Source organism: Bacteroides finegoldii DSM 17565, from assembly GCF_000156195.1.
GTDB classification, from domain to species: Bacteria; Bacteroidota; Bacteroidia; order Bacteroidales; family Bacteroidaceae; genus Bacteroides; species Bacteroides finegoldii.
The window spans coordinates 17,420-37,057 of the sequence record NZ_GG688331.1 but is presented as its reverse complement, the minus strand read 5'-3'; the positions used below and the strand labels follow the sequence as shown (position 1 = coordinate 37,057).

At 42.2% G+C, this 19,638-nt stretch carries 19 protein-coding genes; 12 read left to right on the top strand and 7 right to left on the bottom strand.

Annotated elements, in window-relative coordinates; all coding sequences use genetic code 11:
- Nucleotides 1-64: 64 nt before the first annotated feature.
- Nucleotides 65-2,278, top strand: a complete 2,214-nt coding sequence (locus BACFIN_RS03735; protein WP_007756907.1) for a tetratricopeptide repeat protein — start codon at nucleotides 65-67, stop codon at nucleotides 2,276-2,278.
- Here the strand turns inward: BACFIN_RS03735 and BACFIN_RS03740 are convergent.
- Genes BACFIN_RS03740 through BACFIN_RS03765 form a run of 6 tightly spaced genes read right to left on the bottom strand, consistent with a single transcriptional unit; the run spans nucleotide 2,273 to nucleotide 5,669 of the window.
- Nucleotides 2,273-2,854, bottom strand: coding sequence for a Maf-like protein (locus tag BACFIN_RS03740; protein WP_007756905.1), 582 nt, complete (start codon nucleotides 2,852-2,854; stop codon nucleotides 2,273-2,275). The genes BACFIN_RS03735 and BACFIN_RS03740 overlap by 6 nt on opposite strands.
- Nucleotides 2,855-2,902: 48 nt before the next feature.
- On the bottom strand, nucleotides 2,903-3,424 hold the full coding sequence (locus BACFIN_RS03745) for a KdsC family phosphatase (protein WP_007756902.1): 522 nt from the start codon (nucleotides 3,422-3,424) through the stop codon (nucleotides 2,903-2,905).
- The gene (locus tag BACFIN_RS03750) at nucleotides 3,405-4,199 is read right to left on the bottom strand and encodes a Rossmann-like and DUF2520 domain-containing protein (RefSeq protein WP_032839873.1); all 795 of its coding nucleotides are present in this window, start codon (nucleotides 4,197-4,199) and stop codon (nucleotides 3,405-3,407) included. The genes BACFIN_RS03745 and BACFIN_RS03750 overlap by 20 nt, the downstream gene beginning before the upstream one ends.
- A gap of 7 nt (nucleotides 4,200-4,206) precedes the next feature.
- The gene (locus BACFIN_RS03755; protein ID WP_007756900.1) at nucleotides 4,207-4,542 is read right to left on the bottom strand and encodes a hypothetical protein; all 336 of its coding nucleotides are present in this window, start codon (nucleotides 4,540-4,542) and stop codon (nucleotides 4,207-4,209) included.
- Nucleotides 4,543-4,544: 2 nt separating this feature from the next.
- Nucleotides 4,545-5,081: a nitroreductase family protein gene (locus tag BACFIN_RS03760; RefSeq protein ID WP_007756896.1), complete on the bottom strand. Its 537-nt coding sequence runs from the start codon at nucleotides 5,079-5,081 to the stop codon at nucleotides 4,545-4,547.
- Between the two features lie 45 nt (nucleotides 5,082-5,126).
- Nucleotides 5,127-5,669: a beta-class carbonic anhydrase gene (locus tag BACFIN_RS03765; RefSeq protein ID WP_007756890.1), complete on the bottom strand. Its 543-nt coding sequence runs from the start codon at nucleotides 5,667-5,669 to the stop codon at nucleotides 5,127-5,129.
- Nucleotides 5,670-5,767: 98 nt separating this feature from the next.
- Here BACFIN_RS03765 and BACFIN_RS03770 point away from each other — a divergent pair, with 98 nt between their 5' ends.
- The 6 genes from BACFIN_RS03770 to BACFIN_RS03795 all read left to right on the top strand — a co-directional run bounded on the left by BACFIN_RS03770 (nucleotide 5,768) and on the right by BACFIN_RS03795 (nucleotide 11,496).
- Nucleotides 5,768-6,766: a GNAT family N-acetyltransferase gene (locus BACFIN_RS03770; protein WP_007756888.1), complete on the top strand. Its 999-nt coding sequence runs from the start codon at nucleotides 5,768-5,770 to the stop codon at nucleotides 6,764-6,766.
- Nucleotides 6,767-6,939: 173 nt separating this feature from the next.
- Nucleotides 6,940-7,344 carry a methylmalonyl-CoA epimerase gene (gene mce, locus BACFIN_RS03775; protein WP_002561104.1) on the top strand — a complete coding sequence of 135 codons (405 nt, stop codon included), beginning with the start codon at nucleotides 6,940-6,942 and terminating at the stop codon, nucleotides 7,342-7,344.
- A 28-nt stretch (nucleotides 7,345-7,372) separates the two neighbouring features.
- Nucleotides 7,373-8,926 (top strand): acyl-CoA carboxylase subunit beta, encoded by a 1,554-nt coding sequence (locus BACFIN_RS03780; RefSeq protein ID WP_007756886.1) that lies wholly within the window; start codon nucleotides 7,373-7,375, stop codon nucleotides 8,924-8,926.
- Nucleotides 8,927-8,957: 31 nt separating this feature from the next.
- Nucleotides 8,958-9,878, top strand: coding sequence for an OadG family transporter subunit (locus BACFIN_RS03785; protein ID WP_007758640.1), 921 nt, complete (start codon nucleotides 8,958-8,960; stop codon nucleotides 9,876-9,878).
- 24 nt (nucleotides 9,879-9,902) lie between these two features.
- Nucleotides 9,903-10,334 carry an acetyl-CoA carboxylase biotin carboxyl carrier protein gene (locus BACFIN_RS03790; RefSeq protein WP_007756883.1) on the top strand — a complete coding sequence of 144 codons (432 nt, stop codon included), beginning with the start codon at nucleotides 9,903-9,905 and terminating at the stop codon, nucleotides 10,332-10,334.
- Nucleotide 10,335: 1 nt separating this feature from the next.
- Nucleotides 10,336-11,496, top strand: coding sequence for a sodium ion-translocating decarboxylase subunit beta (locus BACFIN_RS03795; protein ID WP_007756882.1), 1,161 nt, complete (start codon nucleotides 10,336-10,338; stop codon nucleotides 11,494-11,496).
- Nucleotides 11,497-11,587: 91 nt separating this feature from the next.
- Here BACFIN_RS03795 and BACFIN_RS03800 read toward each other — a convergent pair whose 3' ends face one another.
- Complete coding sequence (locus tag BACFIN_RS03800; RefSeq protein WP_007756881.1) at nucleotides 11,588-12,592, bottom strand: class II fructose-bisphosphate aldolase; 1,005 nt, start codon at nucleotides 12,590-12,592, stop codon at nucleotides 11,588-11,590.
- A 369-nt stretch (nucleotides 12,593-12,961) separates the two neighbouring features.
- Between BACFIN_RS03800 and BACFIN_RS03805 the strand changes: the two genes are divergently transcribed.
- The 5 genes from BACFIN_RS03805 (at nucleotide 12,962) to BACFIN_RS03825 (ending at nucleotide 19,298) form a co-directional block, all read left to right on the top strand.
- The gene (locus tag BACFIN_RS03805) at nucleotides 12,962-13,216 is read left to right on the top strand and encodes a type B 50S ribosomal protein L31 (protein ID WP_005678397.1); all 255 of its coding nucleotides are present in this window, start codon (nucleotides 12,962-12,964) and stop codon (nucleotides 13,214-13,216) included.
- Between the two features lie 166 nt (nucleotides 13,217-13,382).
- On the top strand, nucleotides 13,383-13,790 hold the full coding sequence (locus tag BACFIN_RS03810) for a hypothetical protein (protein WP_007756879.1): 408 nt from the start codon (nucleotides 13,383-13,385) through the stop codon (nucleotides 13,788-13,790).
- Nucleotides 13,791-13,896: 106 nt separating this feature from the next.
- Nucleotides 13,897-14,952 carry an efflux RND transporter periplasmic adaptor subunit gene (locus BACFIN_RS03815; RefSeq protein ID WP_007756871.1) on the top strand — a complete coding sequence of 352 codons (1,056 nt, stop codon included), beginning with the start codon at nucleotides 13,897-13,899 and terminating at the stop codon, nucleotides 14,950-14,952.
- On the top strand, nucleotides 14,949-17,981 hold the full coding sequence (locus BACFIN_RS03820) for an efflux RND transporter permease subunit (protein WP_007756870.1): 3,033 nt from the start codon (nucleotides 14,949-14,951) through the stop codon (nucleotides 17,979-17,981). Before BACFIN_RS03815 ends, BACFIN_RS03820 begins: the two co-directional genes overlap by 4 nt.
- 45 nt (nucleotides 17,982-18,026) lie before the next feature.
- Entirely contained in the window at nucleotides 18,027-19,298 is a 1,272-nt protein-coding gene (locus tag BACFIN_RS03825) for a TolC family protein (RefSeq protein ID WP_032839881.1), read from the top strand.
- The last annotated feature ends 340 nt before the right edge of the window (nucleotides 19,299-19,638 follow it).

Genomic DNA, 19,638 nt, shown 5'->3' with positions numbered 1-19,638 from the left:
CTTTTTTGGCATTCTTTTTGCACTGTTCCATGTAGATGGAAAGAAATAAATAATTGATCAAATTATGAACGAAAAAACAATTAATGAACAATACGCATATATATATTCCTTACTTGAAGATAGAAGACTTAAGGAAGCCTTGATACAATTGGAATCCCTGTTGTGGCAATGCTCTGACTGGGATTTACGTACCCGATTGGAACAGCTGCAAACTTCATATAAGTATATGCTCGATTATATGAGACAGGGAGCCAATGATCCCGAACGATGGAATCTGTATCAGAAAATGCTTACGGATACGTGGGCTATCGCCGACCAATCGCGGTTGCTCATGCTAGACAACGCTTCATCCAACTATTATCACAAAGTGCGCCGCACTCCTACATCACCGGACTTAGCGAACTACGGCATTAAAACAATACTGCATATATTGGAGTCTTTCAATGACGACTTGGCAGTCAGCGGATTACTCTCTGACACAAAAATGGATGAAGTCCTGAAACGGCATGAAGACACACTCAAATTCATGTTCGTCAGGGTATGGACAAACAGCGCATGGACTCCTCAGGACGAAGAAGAGGCACAAGCCATGCTTGCATCCGAATTACTTCCAGGAGAAGATTTATGCCTGTTCACAAGCGCTGTCACACTAAGTTTGATGGAAAGTTTCGATGTGCGGAAAATAATGTGGCTACTCAACGCATACAGTCATTCGAACGTCAGCGTTAGCCAACGGGCATTGGTAGGTGTAATGATTATCTTCCACATTTACAGAAACCGTTTGATCTTTTATCCGGAAATCCTCAAGAGAGTAGATCTCATGGATGAAATCCCTACATTCAGAAAGGAGGTCGCACGTGTTTATCACCAAATGCTCTTATGTCAGGAAACAGAGAAAATCGATAAAAAGATGCGGGAAGAGATTATTCCTGAAATGTTGAAGTCTGTTTCTTCTATGAAGAATATGCGATTCGACCTAGAGGAGAACGATGAAGAGAACGATGACAAGAATCCGGATTGGGAAGACACTTTCGAAAAATCCGGTTTGGGAGACAAGCTGCGTGAAATGAGCGAGCTCCAGCTTGAAGGAGCTGATGTATATATGAGTACATTTGCCGCTCTGAAGAGTTATCCGTTCTTCCGTGAAGTGCAGAACTGGTTCTATCCTTTCAGCAAGCAACACTCCAGCGTACTAAAAGCGCTGAAAAAAACAGGTAATAAAGGAAACACTGTATTGGACCTGATACTTGAAGCGGGAATTTTCAGCAATAGCGACAAATATTCGTTGTTTTTCACCATCCACCAATTACCCCAAGCGCAGCAGGAGATGATGCTCAGCCAGCTCAACGAGCAGCAAATGAACGAATTGATGGAGAATTCAAATTCAAATCCTGAAATGATAAAACGGCTTAACGAAAGTCCGGGTGCTATCAGCAACCAGTATTTACACGATCTTTACCGTTTCTTCAAACTGAGCGTGCGCCGACAGGAATTCAGAGATATTTTTCAGGATAAACTTGACTTCCATAATGTTCCCGCACTCGACAATATCTTGTATTGGGCAGACGTGTTATTCCCCATCGCCGACTTCTATATATCAAAAGAACGCTGGGAGGAAGCGGTCGAAATCTACAAAGAGTTGGAAGAAATCGGAGAATTTGAAGGGGACGATATTGCTGACGGTTACCAAAAGTTCGGATATGTGTTACAGAAAACAAAACAATACGAAGAAGCTATTCAGGCCTATCTGAAAGCTGATACACTAAAACCGGATAACATCTGGAACAACCGCCATCTGGCTACCTGCTATCGGCTGACTAAGAACTACCGGGCGGCTCTCACCTATTATAAAAAGGTAGAGGAAGTGGCTCCGGAAGATGCAAACGTAATTTTCTATATCGGTAATTGCCTGGCAGAAATGGAACAATATGAAGAAGCGTTGAATTACTTCTTCAAGTTGGACTTCATCAAGAGCAATTGCATGAAAGCATGGCGTGGTATCGGATGGTGCTCATTCATCAGCCGGAAATATAAACAAGCCATGAAATATTACGAGAAAATCATCGGACAAAAGCCGCAGGCAATCGATTACATGAATGCCGGGCACGTTGCATGGGTGATGGGAGATATCCAAAAAGCGGTCACTTTCTATGAAAAGGCAATTATAGCCTGTGAAAGCCGTGAACATTTCCTGGAAATGTTCCATAAAGATGAAGAAGCTCTTCTCAAACAAGGTGTCCGAGAAGAAGACATTCCTTTAATGTTGGATTTATTATAACTTTTTCAACTCCCCGTACAGCTTTTGTATGGGGAGTCCCATTATATTATAGAAGCTACCGGAAATAGATTTCACTCCGATATATCCAATCCATTCCTGTACACCGTATGCTCCCGCCTTATCCATAGGTTGGTAACGATCGACATAATACTGTATTTCATCGTCAGACAAGACATCGAACAGGACATCGGAAGATGCGGTAAAACTTTTCTGCCATTCAGTGGTAGTCAGGCAAACACCGGTGAAAACCTGATGTGATTTCCCCGAAAGTGCACGGAGCATTTCAACAGCCCCTTCTCTCCCTTCCGGTTTGCCCAAAACCTGACCATCCAACCAGACAATGGTATCAGCAGTCACTAATAATTCTCCCGATTTCATCATTGCACGATAGGCGTCCGCCTTTTCACGGGCTATGAATTCGGGTATCTCCGCTCCAGCCAATGTATCCGGATAGGATTCATCCACATCGGGTAAAGTCCTTACCACATAATCTACTCCCAAACCCGACATTAGCTCTTTCCGACGAGGCGAGTTGGAAGCTAATATGATCTGATATTTCTTTAAATTATCAAGCATTACTTTATCAATTACGAATTAGTTATTCTGTTTGTTCTTTTTTGTGTACTACCAACCAAAAGCATCCTGTGCCATCCACAGCCCATGAGCTTTCAGCACTTGCTCCACCACATCACGTCCGCAGCCATGACCGCCGTCAGCATAAGAGATGTACTTTGCTACGGATTTTACTTCTGGAACAGCATCTTTCGGGCAGCAGGGAAGACCGCATTCACGCATCACTTCTATATCGGGCACATCATCCCCCATATATAATATTTCATCGTCAGACAATCCGTATTTATCACGGAACGCATGATAATCATGTATCTTTACGGCAGAGCCCATATACAAATCCTTCACTCCCAAGCCTTCAAAGCGGATACGTACGGCTTCTGTCCGCCCTCCGGTAATGATAGCGATATGAAGCCCTTTCTTTACGGCAAGTTGGATAGCATAACCATCCTTAATATTCACAGTACGCATCGGTTCACCGGAGGGATGCAGGGGAACTGTGGTCGAACTCAAGACTCCGTCAACATCGAAAGCTAAAGCCTTGATACGGGATAAATCATAGTTGATGGTGCTCATGGATACTTTTACTCATTAGTTTATATATTTCCTGCAATGCCGGAGAATCTACCAACATAGCAAGATGATTACTTATCACATTTTCATCATAACGCACTGCCGGTCCGGTTTGTGCCTCATGAGGTGTCAATTCGTGTACTTTACGCGCAGTCTCATCAATCAACGGAAGCATAACATCAAAAGGCAGATTATACTTTTCAAGCAAATCCGCCGCTAAGGCATACATATGATTTGTAAAATTACAGATAAAGACAGCAGCCAAATGAAGACTCTTACGCTGTTCGGAAGTTATCTCGTACACATTATCCGAAAGAGTCGCAGCTATCGCTTTCAGAAGTTCCACATCTTCCGGTCTTTTCGCCTCAACAAAGAAGGGTATTTCCCGGAAATTAACTTCACGTTGCTTACTGAAAGTCTGCATGGGGTAAAACACTCCATAACGTTCCGCATATTTCTCCCAAACACTCATCGGGATACTGCCCGCCGTATGTACCAACAGCGCATCTTGCTTTCCTTCCGTTATCTGAGGCAATAATTCAACAAAAGCCGCATCTTTCAGAGATACAATATATAATCGGGCTTCTTTTGATATTTCCTGTAAATCCGTCGTATATCCGGCTTCTACCTGTTCGGCTAAAGCACGGGCAGATTCTTCCGTCCGACTATACACTTGCACGATACGAAAACCTTTGTAATAAAGCGCCTTTGCCAGATTAGTGGCCAAATTCCCGGCACCGATAAATATAATCGGGGTATCTTCTATACTTCTATTCATTACTTCTTTACCGTTTTGCAAACCAGAATAAAATGATTCCGATAATGAGCAGAGTCAATGGCAGCAGATACCCGGATAACGAACCCAGCAATGACATAACCAAGCCGATATTCATCACTAGCCAAAGACCAAGTAACACAAAACCAATTGATTTATCGCGTTTGAAAATAAGAAAACAGATCGAAGCATACAATAACATATTGTCTTTATTCATCACCCAAGGCAACCCGAGGGTGGAGAAATGAATCAGTTTATCAATCAGATAAAGTGCTCCAATAACGATAAAGGTAACAGCAGTAGCCAAATAAGTATCTTTGCTGTTACTCGCTTTAGCAGCTCCCATATTTATTTTCCTCCGAATTTATTAATATGAATTTTCTCCCATTGAAGATGTTCTTCGTTGAAAGGTTTACGTTCCATCCCTTTATGTCCGATAGCAATAACGGAAAGAATTTGAAGTTGCAGAGGAATACCCAGGATTCCATGAACAAATTCATCGGAAGGCATTCCGGTAGCAGTGAAACGTTCGCGAACCTGCACCCAGCAGCTTCCCAAGCCGAGATCTTCCGCCTGTAACTGTATCATAATGGAGGCAATCGCAGCATCTTCAATCCAAACATCACTCGCCAACGGATCAGCCATTACAACAATCGCCAAAGCGGCGTCAGCAATAAAGGAAGAGGCCTGCTCCTTACAGTGAGACAGCTCTTTTAATATTTCTTTATCATCAACAACTATAAATTGCCAACTATTACTGCGTTTGGAAGAGGGAGACATCAAAGCGGCTTTCATCAAGGCAACCACCTCATCCTGAGTCAGTTCTTCATCAGTAAACTTACGCATACTGCGACGGTTCTTTATCAATTCACTGAAATTTTCCATATCATTTCCGGTTTCATCTGATTAATGTATGCAAAGATAATGCAATTATACTATTCTCGTCAATTCTCCGGTCGTAGAATCAATAATAAATCCGTAAACTCTCACATCCGAAGGAATCAAAGGATGGTGTACGATAAAATCAACAGTTCCTCTTACCGACTTCTCCGTATCTTCAAAACCGTCCAACCAGGAATTAAAATCTACTCCACAGAAACGCATCATGTCAATATAATCCGGATTGATCCCCCGCGCTTTCATTTTCCCGATCATCTCCTCACTATGCATGTGGCAAGCCCCACAGTCAGAATGAGCAATCACCATAATCTCTTCTACTCCCAACTCAAAAATGGCAACGAGCAAGCTGCGAATCACACTGCCGAAAGGATGGGAAATAACCCCTCCTGCATTTTTTATCATTTTCACATCACCGTTCTTTATACCCAACGCTGCCGGAAGCAATGCTGTCAGACGGGTATCCATGCAAGAAAGAATCGCTATTTTTTTATCAGGGTACTTGTTCGTTATATACTCTTCATATCCTTTCTTCTCTACAAATTGCTTGTTATAAGCTAAAATTTCGTCAATCATAGTAGTTATTCCATTTATATATTTTACTAATACACAAAAGTAACAAATTATCCGTTTTTTTGTTGTATGAGAAATAAAAATTGTAAATTTGTAGTTGAATGCCACTTAAACTAACAACATATTATAAAGGAAAGGATATTCCTGATTTGCCGGGAAAGAATACCTTTCATTCCAAAGAGTTGTTTCTGATTTACGAAGCGACTCCGGGTTATACTCCTTTATTGATAGTGGCAACGGAAAACGGCAAACCGATGGCACGTTTACTCGCAGCCATCCGCAAAGCAAAAAGATGGCTCCCCTCTTCATTGGTAAAACACTGTGTAGTATACAGTGAAGGCGAAGGGCTGGATGAGTCGCTTTCCACCAACAAGGAAAAAGCTGAGGAAGTTTTTGGAGAGATGCTTGAGCATCTCACTCAGGAGGCAACACGCACCTGCTTCCTTATCGAATTCCGTAATCTGAATAATTCAATGTTCGGTTATCGTTTCTTCCGAAACAATAACTACTTTCCGGTCAATTGGCTACGGGTACGCAACTCGCTGCATGGTATGAAAAATGTAGAAGACCGATTTAGTCCGTCACGTATTCGGCAAATAAAAAAAGGACTTAAGAACGGAGCAAAAGTAGAAGAGGCACATACAGTAGAAGAGATTCGCGATTTCTCACGAATGCTACATAAAGTCTATTCCTCCCGTATACGCAGATATTTCCCCGCCAACGATTTCTTCCGGCACATGAACAGTATGCTCATCAGAGGCAAACAGGCAAAAATATTCATCGTCAAATATAAGGAGAAAATTATCGGCGGAGCTGTCTGTATCTATTCCGAAGAAAGTGCCTTCCTTTGGTTTTCAGGAGGAATGCGAAAGACATACGCATTGCAATATCCCGGTATACTGGCTGTTTGGAAAGCATTGGAAGATGCCCATCAACGCGGGTTCCGCCACATGGAATTCATGGATGTAGGACTTCCGTTCCGTAAACATGGCTATCGGGATTTCGTGCTTCGCTTTGGCGGAAAACAAAGCAGTACCCGCCGCTGGTTTCGTGTCAGTTGGACTTGGCTAAACAATCTGCTAGTCAAATTTTATGTCTAAATGTAATCTCAAGATTACAAAACAGTTCTTCATATCCTATCCTATGATTTTTTATGCTTTATAACGCAGCAATTAAATGCAGAAATATTTCTTTATTAGGTAAGAATTGTCTTTCTTTGTGCTGTTTTATGCCATATAAGCACATAATTAAAACCAAATAAAAAAGTATAGTTATGAAGATTTCACACATTGAACATCTGGGCATTGCTGTAAAAAGCATCGAAGAAGCCCTTCCTTACTACGAAAATGTATTGGGTCTGAAATGTTACAACATTGAAACAGTGGAAGATCAGAAGGTAAGAACTGCTTTCTTAAAAGTAGGCGAAACAAAAATTGAGCTGTTGGAGCCGACTTGCCCGGAGAGTACCATCGCTAAGTTTATTGAAAACAAAGGTGCAGGTGTTCATCACGTTGCATTTGCCGTAGAAGATGGCGTAGCCAATGCCTTGGCAGAAGCAGAAAGCAAAGAAATCCGCCTGATTGACAAGGCTCCGCGCAAAGGTGCCGAAGGTTTGAATATCGCTTTCCTCCACCCGAAGTCCACTCTAGGTGTGCTGACAGAACTCTGCGAACATTAATCATAAACTCTAAAACTAACAAGAACTCATGAGTAATCAACTTGAAAAAATTAAAGAGCTTATTGAACGCCGTGCCGTAGCACGTCTCGGAGGCGGTGAGAAAGCAATTGCGAAGCAACATGAAAAAGGGAAATACACAGCACGCGAACGTCTAGCTATGTTGCTGGATGAAGGTAGCTTTGAAGAAATGGACATGTTCGTTGAGCACAGATGTACGAACTTCGGCATGGACAAGAAGCACTATCCCGGAGACGGTGTAGTAACCGGTTGCGGTACTATCGAAGGACGTCTGGTATATGTGTTCGCACAGGACTTCACCGTTTCTGCCGGTTCACTGTCTGAAACAATGTCACAGAAGATTTGCAAAATCATGGATCAGGCCATGAAGATGGGTGCACCTTGTATCGGCATCAACGACTCAGGCGGTGCCCGTATTCAAGAGGGTATCAATGCTCTTGCCGGCTATGCTGAAATCTTCCAACGTAATATCCTTGCCTCCGGTGTCATTCCGCAAATTTCCGGTATCTTCGGTCCTTGTGCCGGTGGTGCCGTATACTCTCCGGCTCTAACGGACTTCACTTTGATGATGGAAGGTACTTCCTATATGTTCCTTACCGGACCGAAAGTTGTAAAAACAGTAACAGGTGAAGACGTCAGTCAGGAAAATCTCGGTGGCGCAAGTGTTCACTCTACCAAATCAGGCGTCACTCATTTCACTGCCAAAACCGAAGAAGAAGGTTTCGCATTAATCCGCAAACTGTTGAGCTATATTCCTCAAAATAATCTTGAAGAAGCTCCGTATGTGGATTGCACAGACCCAATCGATCGTCTGGAAGATTCTTTGAATGATATTATTCCCGATAGTCCGACTAAGCCGTATGATATGTACGAAGTGATCGGAGCCATCGTAGATAACGGAGAATTCCTGGAAATCCAAAAAGATTATGCTAAGAATATTATCATCGGTTTCGCACGTTTCAACGGACAGTCAGTAGGTATCGTTGCCAACCAGCCGAAATATCTGGCAGGTGTGCTCGATAGCAACGCATCTCGTAAGGGTGCACGTTTCGTCCGTTTCTGCGATGCGTTCAATATACCTATCGTATCGCTGGTAGATGTACCGGGATTCCTTCCGGGAACAGGCCAGGAATACAACGGTGTAATCCTGCACGGTGCTAAATTATTATATGCATACGGTGAGGCTACCGTACCTAAAGTAACTATTACTTTGCGTAAGTCCTACGGAGGTTCTCATATTGTGATGAGTTGTAAGCAGCTTCGCGGTGACATGAATTATGCATGGCCGACTGCTGAAATCGCAGTAATGGGTGGTGCCGGAGCAGTAGAGGTATTATATGCACGCGAAGCTAAAGATCAGGAGAATCCCGCTCAATTCCTAGCCGAGAAAGAAGCAGAATACACGAAATTGTTTGCTAATCCTTATAATGCCGCTAAATACGGTTACATTGACGATGTGATTGAGCCACGTAACACACGTTTCCGTGTTATTCGCGCTTTACAACAGTTGCAGACTAAGAAACTGACCAATCCGGCTAAGAAGCATGGAAATATTCCGTTGTAATCCAACTTTTCACATTAAAACAAGAACGATTATGAATAAAACCAAAATCGGAATATTCCTTTCTCTGCTATTACTGATCGGGCTCACTTCTTGTGGAGAGAAAAAGTCGAACAGCAAGCTGGTACTGAACGAAGTCCTGATAGACAACCAAAGTAATTTTCAGGATGACTACGGACTGCACAGCGCATGGATTGAAATATTCAATAAATCATTCGGTAGCGCCGATCTGGCAGCTTGCTTACTGAAAGTGAGCAACCAACCGGGCGATACAGTTACTTACTTTATTCCGAAAGGTGACGTACTGACACTGATAAAGCCGCGTCAACATGCCCTTTTCTGGGCAGACGGCGAGCCTAACCGTGGTACTTTCCACACAAGTTGCAAGCTGAATCCGGAAGCCGCCAATTGGATCGGGTTATTTGACTCCGGTAAAAAGTTAATCGACGAGGTTGTGATACCCGCCGGTGTTTTAGGCCCTAACCAATCGTATGCACGTGTTAGCGACGGAGCAGCAGAATGGGAAGTGAAAGGTGGAAGCAGTGACAAATATGTTACACCGAGCACAAATAACCAAACTCTTGACAGCAATGCCAAGATGGAAAAATTCGAAGAACATGACTCGGTTGGTATCGGCATGTCCATTTCAGCCATGAGCGTAGTATTCTGCGGACTTATCCTTCTGTATATCGCTTTCAAAGTAGTAGGTAAAGTCGCCGTCAACCTGAGTAAGCGTAATACAATGAAATCCAAAGGAATCGACAAGCATGAAGCCAAAGAGTTGTCACAAGCTCCGGGCGAAGTTTATGCCGCTATTTCTATGGCATTGCACGAAATGCAGGATGAAGTACATGATGTAGAAGAAACTGTACTGACCATTACTCGCGTAAAACGGAGCTATTCACCGTGGAGTTCAAAGATTTATACTTTGCGCGAAACTCCTCCCAGAAAGTAAGTCACCTTATAAAAAGTAAAAACGATGAAAGAATATAAATATAAAATCAACGGTAACTTATATAAAGTAACCATCGGAGATATTGAAGATAATATCGCTCACGTAGAAGTGAACGGTACGCATTATAAAGTGGAAATGGAAAAGAAGCCCAAAGCAGCCGTAAAACCTGTGGTAGTACGTCCTATGCCTAATGCACCGGCCGCTCCTACTCAGGTGGTGAAACCGGCCGCTCCAGCTTCCGGAAAATCAGGCGTCAAATCTCCACTTCCGGGTGTTATCCTCGATATTAAAGTTAATGTAGGAGATGCAGTAAAGAAAGGACAGACCATCATTATATTGGAAGCCATGAAAATGGAAAACAATATCAATGCTGACAAAGACGGTAAGATTACTGCAATCAACGTAAACAAGGGAGATTCTGTTCTTGAAGGTACTGACCTCGTAATTATCGAATAATATGGGAGATTTCATAAACTTTTTAGGAAACAACCTAGCCGACTTCTGGACCTACACAGGCTTTGCCAACGCTACGACAGGACACATAGTCATGATTCTTGTCGGCTTGGGGTTTATCTATTTGGCAGTAGCCAAAGAGTTCGAGCCGATGTTGCTGATTCCTATCGGATTCGGTATACTGATCGGTAATATACCTTTCAATATGGATGCCGGACTGAAAGTCGGTATTTATGAAGAAGGTTCAGTTTTGAATATATTGTATCAAGGAGTGACATCCGGATGGTATCCGCCGCTTATTTTCTTAGGCATTGGGGCTATGACGGACTTCTCCGCACTCATCTCTAACCCGAAATTGATGTTGATCGGTGCAGCAGCACAATTCGGTATCTTCGGTGCGTACATGATTGCATTGGAAATGGGATTCGATCCCATGCAAGCCGGAGCAATCGGTATCATTGGTGGTGCAGACGGTCCGACAGCCATATTCTTGTCTTCCAAACTAGCACCTAATTTAATGGGAGCCATTGCTGTATCCGCCTACTCTTATATGGCACTGGTTCCGGTGATACAGCCACCTATCATGCGTCTGCTCACCACCAAGAGCGAGCGTGTTATCCGTATGAAGCCGCCACGCGCTGTTTCTCATACGGAAAAAGTGATTTTCCCAATTATCGGTCTGTTGCTGACTTGTTTCCTGGTTCCTTCCGGTTTGCCTTTGTTAGGTATGCTGTTCTTCGGTAACCTATTGAAAGAGAGTGGAGTGACACGTCGTCTAGCCAATACGGCAAGTGGTCCGCTGATTGATACGATCACTATTCTGTTAGGGTTGACAGTGGGTGCTTCTACGCAAGCTTCCGAGTTCTTGACTTTCGATTCTATCAAGATTTTCGCACTCGGTGCATTGTCATTTATCATCGCAACAGCTTCAGGCGTAATCTTCGTAAAGATATTCAATCTCTTCCTGAAGAAAGGCAATAAGATTAATCCGTTAATCGGTAATGCAGGCGTATCTGCCGTTCCCGACTCTGCACGTATCTCACAAGTTATCGGTTTGGAATACGATCCGACCAATTACCTGCTGATGCACGCTATGGGTCCGAACGTAGCCGGAGTTATCGGTTCTGCAGTTGCTGCCGGTATCCTGCTTGGATTCTTAATGTAAAATCACGATTTAAAGAAAATCATAAAACTAGAAAAGGCTGCAACATAATGGTTGCAGCCTTTTCTTATATATTTATATTGGAATAATCTGATTACTGAGCCAATTTGTTGTCAGAACCGAGCACGTTAAGGATTTTGTGCTTGTACAATTTTTCCATATTGTCACGAGCCGGACCAAGATATTTACGCGGGTCGAATTCAGCCGGTTTTTCAGCAAATACCTTACGTACAGCAGCAGTCATAGCCAAACGAGAGTCTGAGTCGATATTGATTTTGCAAACTGCAGATTTAGCAGCCTTACGCAATTCTTCTTCAGGAATACCGATAGCAGCTTTCAAAGCACCACCATATTTATTGATAGTTTCCACTTCTTCTTCAGGAACTGAAGATGATCCGTGAAGAACGATTGGGAATCCCGGAAGTTTTTCCATTACAGCGTCCAATACTTCGAATGCCAATGGAGGAGGAACCATACGACCTGTTTTCGGATCGATATGACATTGTTCCGGAGTAAATTTGTAAGCACCGTGAGAAGTACCGATTGAAATAGCCAAAGAGTCGCAACCTGTACGAGTAGCAAAATCGATTACTTCTTCAGGGTCAGTATATGTGTGGTGGTCAGCAGAAACTTCATCTTCTACACCTGCCAATACGCCAAGTTCGCCTTCAACTGTCACATCAAACTGGTGTGCGTAATCAACTACTTTCTTAGTCAATGCAACGTTTTCTTCGTAAGGAAGATGAGAACCGTCGATCATTACTGAAGAGAAACCTGAATCAATGCAAGATTTGCAAGTTTCGAAAGTATCTCCATGATCAAGGTGGAGAACGATTTCCGGATGTGCGCAACCTAATTCTTTAGCATATTCTACAGCACCCTGAGCCATGTAACGCAATAAAGTAGCGTTAGCATACTGACGAGCACCTTTAGATACCTGAAGAATCACAGGAGATTTAGTTTCAACAGCAGCCTTGATGATAGCTTGCATCTGTTCCATATTGTTGAAGTTGAATGCCGGGATAGCATATCCACCTTTGATAGCCTTAGCAAACATTTCTCTCGTGTTTACCAATCCTAAATCTTTGTAATTTACCATTTTGTTTAAAGTTTATTGTTAGTGAATAAAAATTCTACGCAAAAGTAAGCATTATCCACCGAATAACGAACATCGGAAAGAAAAATATAGTAGAAAAAGGTTTAAATAGAACATCTATTTCTTGCCGGAAAGCAAGGTAGACATTAGATTGTAATGTCTACCTTGCAAATAAATAACTAAAAGACAAATAATAACTCTTCGGGCAAATACACCTTATTATATAATAGGCAATGCGTCATAAACAAAAGTTTTTCAGCAAAACCTTTTTCTATTTCACAGAAAAGCATTATCTTTGCGCACTGAAAATGACCATTACACTATTTCTTACCAAAATAGTAACAGAATATAAATTAAAAAACAGATACTGAAATGAAAAAAGGCCTTCATCCAGAATCATACCGTCCGGTAGTATTCAAAGATATGTCAAATGGTGACATGTTTTTGTCTAAATCAACAGTAGCAACTAAAGAAACCATCGAGTTCGAAGGTGAAACTTATCCGTTGCTGAAGATTGAAATCTCTAACACTTCTCACCCGTTCTATACAGGTAAATCTACTTTGGTAGACACTGCAGGTCGTGTTGATAAGTTCATGAGCCGTTACGGTGACCGTAAGAAGAAATAATTCGATCTTTCGTTAAAGATGAAAAGAGGGGATTCTCAGCAGGGAATTTCCTCTTTTTCATTTTAAACTACATAGAGAGAACAGAAAAATCTTAAAAAATATCAGCGTACACAGTTTTTACCGAATAAAGAAACTACCTTTGTTAGATAATAAACAAACTAAAGTAATGGAAATAACCCAATTAGAACAAATGACTAAAGAAGAAGTTCTCAATTTTATCAGAAAGCGCCTTTCTTTCGGTTCGGAAATAAAAAGGCAACTCAAACATGTGGACGAGGATGATTTCAGCAAAGAGCATCGTAGGTTCGAAATGTCCGGCTGTGAACAGACTACAGGATGGTGCACTCTTTTCAACACTGCTATCTTAAATGAATTTGCCAATTTAGGTATCTACGATTATACCTCTTATCTTTTTCTCGATTTCGACAAAGGTACTCCAACTGTCTACCTCAAGTACTACGATGAAAATGAAAACCTGGAATATGATCTTAATGGTTATACAACGACAGAAATCATATTCACCATTTTTGAACTCACAATCTTTTCCGGAAGATCGAAAAGACCGAGAAGTTAAAACCTAAATCTTTCGGTTTTCCCGAACATTCATATCCATAAGTTGTTTATTCTCTGTAATAAAGAGAAACGAACCAACGCAAAAACTCTAAACATCAGTATGGTATATGAAGAAGAAATATGGATTCGTCCTGATAGCTGCAATTTTACTGGCAAGCTGCGGACAGAAAAAAGAGACGAAGACAACAACAAGTCGTCCCGTAAAGACTGCAATTGTTGAGTCTAGATCGATTATCAGAAAAGATTTTTCGGGAATTGTAGAAGCAGTAGAATATGTAAAACTGGCATTCCGTGTCAGTGGACAGATCATTCAATTGCCCGTCATCGAGGGAGAAAAAGTAAAGAAGGGACAACTGATCGCAGCCATTGATCCCAGAGATATTGCATTACAATATGCCGCAACCAAATCTGCTTACGAAACGGCAGCTGCACAGGTAGAACGTAACAAACGGCTTCTCTCCCGCCAAGCGATCTCTGTGCAGGAATATGAAATCAGCCTTGCCAACTATCAGAAAGCAAAATCCGAATATGAGTTGTCCGTCAATAATATGCGCGACACAAAACTGATAGCTCCTTTCGACGGCTCCATCGAAAAACGTCTGGTAGAAAACTATCAGCGTGTCAACTCCGGAGAAGGTATCGTGCAACTAGTCAACACACGTAATCTGCGTATCAAATTCACCATACCGGATGTCTATCTCTATCTACTTCGCACTAAAGATCCTCGTTTTCTAGTAGAATTCGACACATTCAGAGGACATATCTTTCAGGCAAAATTAGAAGAATACCTTGACATATCAACAGACGGCACGGGAATCCCGGTCAGCATAACAATTGATGATCCGTCTTTCGATCGAGATCTTTATGCTGTGAAACCGGGCTTTACGTGTAGCATACGTTTCACGGCCGATGTCGGTCCATTGGTACAGGACAGTTGGACAATCGTACCGCTCAGCGCCATATTTGGCGAAAGTGAAGGGAAGAAAATGTATGTCTGGGTAGTGGAAGGCAACAAAGTACACAAACGTGAAGTGACTGTCAATGCACCTACCGGAGAAGCTCAAGTACTAATCTCAGAAGGTCTGAAACCCGGAGAAAAGATCATTATCGCAGGCGTATACCAGTTAGTAGAAGGAGAAACCGTAAAAGAAATCGAGAAATGAACTTAGCTAAATATTCATTAGACAACACGAAAATCATCTATTTCTTTCTTGCAGTATTGCTAATCGGGGGAATCACTTCCTTCGGTAAGCTAGGAAAGAAAGAGGATGCTCCGTTCGTCATCAAGTCGGCGGTTATCATGACCCGTTATCCGGGTGCCGAACCGGCTGAAGTAGAACGACTGATTACCGAACCTATCTCCCGTGAGATTCAAAGTATGAGTGGCGTATATAAGATTAAATCAGAATCTATGTACGGACTCTCTAAAATTACATTTGAACTGCAACCTTCATTAGCAGCCAATTCCATTCCCCAAAAATGGGATGAATTGCGACGAAAGGTGCTCAATATACAACCCCAGTTGCCAAGTGGCGCATCTACCCCGACCGTTTCTGATGATTTTGGCGATGTATTCGGCATTTATTACGGACTGACGGCAGATGAAGGTTATTCTTACGAAGAGATGCGCAATTGGGCTGAACGGATTAAAACACAGGTAGTCACAGCAGATGGAGTGATGAAAGTTGCCCTATTCGGAGTACAGACAGAGGTAGTGAATATCTATATCTCAACCAACAAATTAGTTGGCATGGGTATCGATCCGAAACAACTTGCAAGTCTGCTGCAATCACAAAACCAGATTATCAATACCGGAGAAATCCGAGCCGGCGAACAGCAGTTGCGGGTAACAGCCAACGGTATGTATACTACTGTTGACGACATCCGCAACCAAGTAATTACAACAAAAGCCGGACAAGTGAAACTGGGTGACATCGCTGTAATAGAGAAAGGATATATGGATCCGCCGTCCAACATCATGCACGTAAACGGCAAACGTGCCATCGGTATCGGTGTATCGACCGACCCGCAACGAGATGTTGTACAGACAGGAGAAAATGTAAAAAACAAACTTAACGAATTGTTGCCACTCATGCCCGTAGGTCTGGAGTTGCAGAGCCTATATCTGGAAAATGAAATAGCCAACGAAGCCAACAACGGATTCATCATCAACCTAATCGAATCTATTCTGATTGTAATTGTAATTATTATGCTGGTAATGGGCTTACGCGCCGGTGTACTAATCGGCTCGTCACTTATTTTTTCCATCGGTGGGACGCTACTCATCATGTCTTTCTTCGGTGTAGGACTGAATCGTACCTCCCTTGCCGGATTCATTATTGCTATGGGAATGTTGGTGGATAACGCCATTGTGGTAACAGACAATGCACAAATCGCTATTGCACGTGGGGTAAATCGAAGAAAGGCCCTAATAGATGGCGCTACCGGCCCTCAATGGGGATTACTCGGAGCTACATTCATTGCCATTTGTTCATTCTTACCGCTTTATCTCGCTCCTTCTTCTGTGGCGGAGATAGTAAAACCGCTTTTCGTGGTGCTCGCCATATCTTTGGGATTGAGTTGGGTACTTGCTCTCACGCAGACCACAGTATTCGGTAATTTTATCCTGAAAGCAAAAGTAAACGATGGAGCAAAAGATCCATACGATAAACCGTTCTACCACAAGTTCGCTTCCATCCTACGTGCACTGATTCGCAGAAAAGCGTTAACATTAGGTTCGATGGTGGTACTGTTCATTATCTCGCTGGTTATCATGGGAACAATGCCACAAAACTTCTTCCCTTCTTTGGACAAACCCTATTTCCGAGCAGACGTATTCTATCCTGATGGGTATAGCATCCAAGATGTCGTGAAAGAAATGAAATCGGTAGAAGACCATTTAGCGAAGCAACCGGAAGTAAAAAAGGTATCAATCACTTTTGGAAGCACCCCGCTAAGGTATTACCTGGCTTCCACTTCGGTAGGTCCCAAACCGAATTTTGCCAATATATTAGTTGAATTGACGGATAGCAAGTATACGAAAGAATATGAAGAGAATTTCGACGGATATATGAAAGCCAACTATCCGAATGCAATCACCCGTACCAGCCTGTTCAAACTATCTCCCGCAGTAGATGCAGCTATCGAGATAGGCTTTATAGGACCGAATGTAGATACACTCGTGGCACTCACCAATCAAGCACTGGAGATTATGCATCAAAACTCGGATTTAATTAATATCCGAAACTCATGGGGAAATAAAATCCCCGTATGGAAACCGGTGTATAGTCCGGAACGGGCACAACCTCTAGGAGTCTCCCGACAAGGAATGGCTCAAAGCATTCAGATCGGTACCACCGGAATGACATTAGGGGAATACAGGCAAGGAGACCAAGTGCTTCCTATATTATTGAAAGATAATACAGTGGACTCATTTCGTATCAATGACTTGCGTACCCTACCCGTATTCGGTACCGGAAATGAAACAACCAGTTTGGAACAAGTGGTATCGGATTTTGATTTCCAATACCGATTCTCGAATGTAAAGGATTACAACCGTCAGATGGTAATGATGGCACAATGCGACCCACGTCGGGGAGTAAATGCAATTGCCGCTTTCAACCAGGTGTGGTCTCAGGTACAGAAAGAAATTAAAGTCCCGGAAGGATATACAATGAAGTACTTCGGAGAACAGGAAAGTCAAGTCGAATCAAATGAGGCGTTGGCTAAAAATTTACCGCTGACTTTCTTCCTGATGTTTGTAACCTTGCTGTTCTTATTCAAGACATATCGCAAACCGACCGTAATTCTATTGATGTTACCACTGATCTTCATTGGTATCGTATTGGGATTATTAGTACTTGGCAAATCGTTCGACTTCTTTTCCATTCTCGGTTTACTAGGATTGATTGGAATGAATATCAAAAACGCGATTGTACTCGTCGAACAGATAGACTTGGAAACAGCTATGGGTAAAAAGCCTTTAGAAGCTGTAGTCAGTGCTACAACCAGTCGTATCGTACCCGTAGCGATGGCTTCCGGAACAACAATTTTGGGAATGTTACCGCTACTATTTGATGCGATGTTCGGAGGTATGGCGGCTACGATTATGGGAGGATTGTTGGTAGCTTCAGCTCTGACGCTATTCGTTCTTCCGGTGGCCTATTGCTCTATCCAAAGAATCAAAAACTAAATATAACCCTTATTTAGACAGAAGAAATAAATTACAATGAATAAAATGAGAACTCAACTAATAACTCTGTCTCTGCTGCTCCTTAGTCTTACAGCCGAGGCACAACACCCCTTTCTCAGCCGGGAAGCGTACCGGGATAAAGTGGAAGCTTATAGTCAAATACTCAAGCAACAGAAACTAAAAACTATAGCAAGTGCGGAGGCACGTAAGATTGCTCATACCGGTTTCCTGCCCAAAATCGATATCAATGCGGACGGTACACTCAATATGAGTGATCTTAAAGCATGGAACGAGCCATTAGGGGAATACCGTAACCACACCTATCAAGGAGTATTCGTCGTCTCGCAACCTCTTTATACAGGAGGAGCACTCAACGCTCAACACAAGATTACCAAAGCGGATGAAAAACTCGGCCTGCTCAATGAGGAAATGACAATCGACCAAATTCATTATCAGAGCGATGCAGTCTATTGGAATGCGTCTGCTTCACAAGCAATGCTGCAAGCTGCCGATAAATATCAACATATCGTAAAACAGCAATATGATATTATTCTAGATCGTTTCAATGATGGAATGATTAGCCGTACAGACCTACTCATGATTTCCACCCGGCTAAAAGAAGCTGAACTTCAATATATCAAAGCCCGTCAGAATTACACGTTGGCATTGCAGAAATTGAATATTTTGATGGGAATAGATCCCAACACCCCCGTAGACAGTCTTTATACTATTGACAAGACTTCTGCTCCTATACAAATTCTTTCTCTTGAAAATGTATTGCAACGACGTGCGGATTATGAAAGTACGGAAGTGAACATCATGAAAAGTCAGGCGCAACGTAAAGCCGCATTAAGTCAATTCAATCCTCAGTTGAGTATGTATTTCAGTGGTGGATGGGCAACTGGCACGCCCAATCTCGGATATGATGTCTCATTCAATCCTATTGTCGGCATTAATCTTAATATCCCAATTTTCAGATGGGGCGCCCGTTTCAAGACGAACCGCCAACAAAAAGCATTTATCGGAATACAGAAGTTACAACAAAGCTATGTGACGGATAATATTAACGAAGAACTTTCAGCCGCACTTACTAAGTTGACAGAAACGGAATATCAGGTGAAGACAGCCACAAAAACGATGAATCTGGCTAATGAAAATCTCGACCTGGTTTCTTTCTCTTACAACGAGGGAAAAGCAAATATGGTAGACGTATTATCCGCACAGCTATCATGGACACAAGCACATACAAACTTGATTAATGCATACTTATCAGAAAAGATGGCAATAGCGGAATACAGAAGAGTTATCAGTGAATAATAAAAACCAAATTTTAAATTCATCTAACAAAGAAGAGAGTGTCAAAACGCAGAATGTTGCCACTCCCTTCTTTTCAGAAATCAGTTGTTCCTAATTAGGGATATTCAGTAAATGTTCCTCTTTCTAAAAAATCAAGAGAAAAGCTCACGTAAAGCAAAGCTCTTCTCTTGATTTTTTCGTTCAACTCTCCTAGTCTTCTATCTTTTTTGTAGAATATTGTTTACATATTCTTGTTTTTTCCTTCCCACCCATGCATTATGTACATGTCTTTTTTAGGGGAAGTTAAAACCTCTCCTGTTTTTCCTGTTATTTTAGTCAGATTATGCTGCCTTTCTTTTTT